General features: G+C 74.1%; 3 protein-coding genes. All 3 read left to right on the top strand.

Annotated features, from left to right (window positions below; genetic code table 11):
* On the top strand, positions 1-871 hold an 871-nt coding region (locus AB0I76_RS26340; RefSeq protein WP_357040750.1), incomplete at its 5' end, for a Gfo/Idh/MocA family oxidoreductase.
* 642 nt (positions 872-1,513) lie between these two features.
* A complete protein-coding gene (locus AB0I76_RS26335; protein WP_357040747.1) occupies positions 1,514-2,674 on the top strand; it encodes an inositol-3-phosphate synthase in 1,161 nt (386 codons plus the stop codon).
* Positions 2,658-2,951 (top strand): UbiA family prenyltransferase, encoded by a 294-nt coding sequence (locus AB0I76_RS26330; RefSeq protein WP_357040744.1) that lies wholly within the window; start codon positions 2,658-2,660, stop codon positions 2,949-2,951. Before AB0I76_RS26335 ends, AB0I76_RS26330 begins: the two co-directional genes overlap by 17 nt.
* Positions 2,952-2,987 lie beyond the last annotated feature (36 nt).

The raw sequence follows: 2,987 nt of genomic DNA, 5'->3' as shown, positions 1-2,987 counted from the left end.
GCGGTCGATGTGCGGGTTCAACTACCGTCGGGTGCCCGCGGTCACGATGATGCGGCAGCTGGTCGCCGACGGTCGGCTCGGGGTGATCCGGCACGTCCGGGCGACCTACCTGCAGGACTGGATCGTGGATCCGCAGTTCCCCCTGGTCTGGCGCCTGCAGCGGGACAAGGCGGGCTCCGGTGCGCTCGGCGACATCGGGGCGCACATCATCGACCTGACCCAGTTCGTCACGGGCCAGCGGATCAGCGGGGTCAGCGCCCTCACCGAGACCTTCGTCAAGGAACGGCCGCTGCCCGCCGGATCGAGCGGACTGGCCGCCACGGTGGACGGTGCCGGGCCGGTGGACGGTCACGGTTCCGTCGACGGCCACGGTGCCGTGGACGGACACCGGCCGGCCACCGGGCTGGTCACCGTCGACGACGCCGCGGTCTTCGTGGCCCGGCTCGACGGCGGCGCCCTGGCGACGTACGAGGCGAGCCGGTTCGCGACGGGCCGCAAGAACGCCCTCCGCGTGGAGATCAACGGGTCGCTCGGCTCGGTGGTCTTCGACCTGGAGCGCCTCAACGAGCTGGAGTTCCACGACGCGACGCGCCCCACCGCCGAGCAGGGCTTCACCCGGATCCTGGTGACCGAGGGCGAGCACCCGTACATGTCGGCCTGGTGGCCGCCGGGCCACATCATCGGGTACGAGCACTCCTTCACCCACGAGATGCGGGACTTCATCGAAGCGGTCGCCACCGGTGCCGACCCGACTCCCTCATTCGCCGACGCGTTGCAGGTCCAGCTCGTGCTGGACGCGGTGACCCGCTCGGCGGACCTCGGTTCCTCGTGGACCGAGGTGGAGCCGGCGCTGGCCACGGTCGCCGCCTGAGTCACCCCCCGACGCCGACCGGCGAGGGACCGGCCGCGGTTGCGCCCCGCGGCCGGGACGAGGTCGGCGCCGGACGGGACGTGCCAGCCGGGCCTACGGCACGGATGGTACGAGCAGGACGGTCTCCGGTGCGGCCGGACCGGGATTCCCCGGCCGCACCGGAGGACCGCCACATCCGGCGACCCGCCAGGGCCGCCACCACCCCCACCACCCCCACCACCCCCACCACCACCACCACCGTCCCGCGCGCCGCAGGGCCGCCGCGACCCCGGCTATCCGGAGGACATCGTGCCCCGACCAGCCTCTACCGCCGCCCACGCCGACCGACCTCACCGCCACACGGCGGACCGCGTTTCCTGATGACGTCCGGTCGGGCGCACGCCGCCGTCCCGACCGGCCGGATGCGGGGGAGGCAGGGTCGAGACGCCGACCGCCCCTGCCTGCCAGCCCCGTCCGTCCGCACCCGCACCGGGCACCGGTCCGGCGTCGTCGCCGCCGACTTCGACGCCGGCTCGGACCGCTTCTCCCGGGGTTGGACGGCGGACGGGGCCCATCCGCTCAGATGAGTAGTTTTCGGATCAGACTTCTGATATCTATGTAAATCAATGCAAGGCCGGTTCCTCGCGACCGGAGAGGAGCACCATGCGTACGGGTGTCTGGCTGGTGGGGGCGCGCGGTTCCGTCGCGACCACCAGCATCGTCGGGGCGCTCGCCCTACGGTCCGGCCTCACCGGCCCGACCGGCTGCGTCACCGAGCTGCCCGAGCTGCGCGGTCCTGCCCTGCCGGCCTTCTCCGACCTGGTCCTCGGCGGACACGACGTGGTCGCCACACCGCTCGCCAAGCGCGCCGAGTCGCTCGCCGCCGCCGGCGTGGTGCCGGCTCGGCTGGTCGACGCCCTGGGCGCCGAGTTGGCGGATGTCGAGCGGGAGCTACGTCCCGCACCCACCGTCGGCACTCAGGCCGAGCGGGCCGCCGCGACCGTCGAGGACCTGACCGCGTTCCGGGAGCGGCACGGTCTCGCGCGGGTGGTGGTGGTCAACGTCTCGGCCACCGAGCCGGCCGCCGGCCCGCACCCGGCCCACACGGACCCGGCCGCGCTGCGGGCAGCGCTCGCCGGTGCGGACGAGGTGCTGCCCACCAGCTCGCTCTACGCGTACGCGGCGGTCGAGGCCGGCTGCCCGTACGTCGACTTCACCCCGTCCACCGGGCTGCGCCTGCCCGCCCTGCGGGCGCTCGCCGACGAGCGGGGCCTGCCGTACGCCGGGCACGACGGCAAGACCGGCGAGACCCTGGTCAAGTCGGTGCTGGCCCCGATGTTCGCGATGCGGCACCTCGCGGTGCGCTCGTGGTCGGGGACCAACCTGCTAGGCGGCGGCGACGGCGCCACCCTCGCCGACCCGGCCGCCAACGCGGCCAAGGTGGCCAGCAAGCAGCGGGTGCTCGAGGAGATCCTCGGGTACGTCCCGCAGGGCGGCACCCGCATCGACTACGTCGAGGAACTGGGCGACTTCAAGACCGCCTGGGACCTGATCACCTTCGCCGGCTTCCTCGGCACCGGGATGCGGATGGAGTTCACCTGGCACGGCTGCGACTCGGCCCTGGCCGCGCCGCTGGTGCTGGACCTGGCCCGGCTCACCGCCGCCGCGCACGCCGCCGGCGACACCGGCCCGCTGGAGGACCTGGCGTTCTTCTTCAAGGACCCGCTGGGCGCGCCCACGCACTCGCTCGGCGACCAGTGGAACCGGCTGTGCGCGTACACCCGTCGTCTGCACGAGGGGGTTTCCGGTGCCGACCCTCGCTGATCTCGCCGAGCTGGTGCGCGCCCCGGCGGCGCTCTCGGTCCCCGGCGACGTCGTCGCCGGCGCCGCGGCGGCCCGGTCGCTGGACCGGCGGACGCCGGGACTGGCCGCCGCCTCGGTGCTGCTCTACTGGGCCGGCATGGCCGGCAACGACTGGGCCGACCGGCGGCTGGACGCCGTCGAGCGCCCGGAGCGGCCGATCCCCAGTGGCCGGGTCGCCCCGGAGGTCGCGCTGGGCCTGGCGGTCGGGCTGTCGTCCAGCAGCGACCCGAGCCGGTAGATGTCCTCCCGGTCGAACGGCGTGATGAACGTGGAG

This window comes from Micromonospora sp. NPDC049799 (assembly GCF_040656655.1).
Taxonomy (GTDB): domain Bacteria; phylum Actinomycetota; class Actinomycetes; order Mycobacteriales; family Micromonosporaceae; genus Micromonospora.
The sequence above is the reverse complement of the archived record's forward strand: the minus strand, read 5'-3'. Positions and strand labels throughout refer to the sequence as shown.

Bases quoted from the DNA above. Each gene is read 5' to 3' on its own strand.
- AB0I76_RS26335 (WP_357040747.1), top strand. From the start codon at position 1,514: ATGCGTACGGGTGTCTGGCTGGTGGGGGCGCGCGGTTCCGTCGCGACC.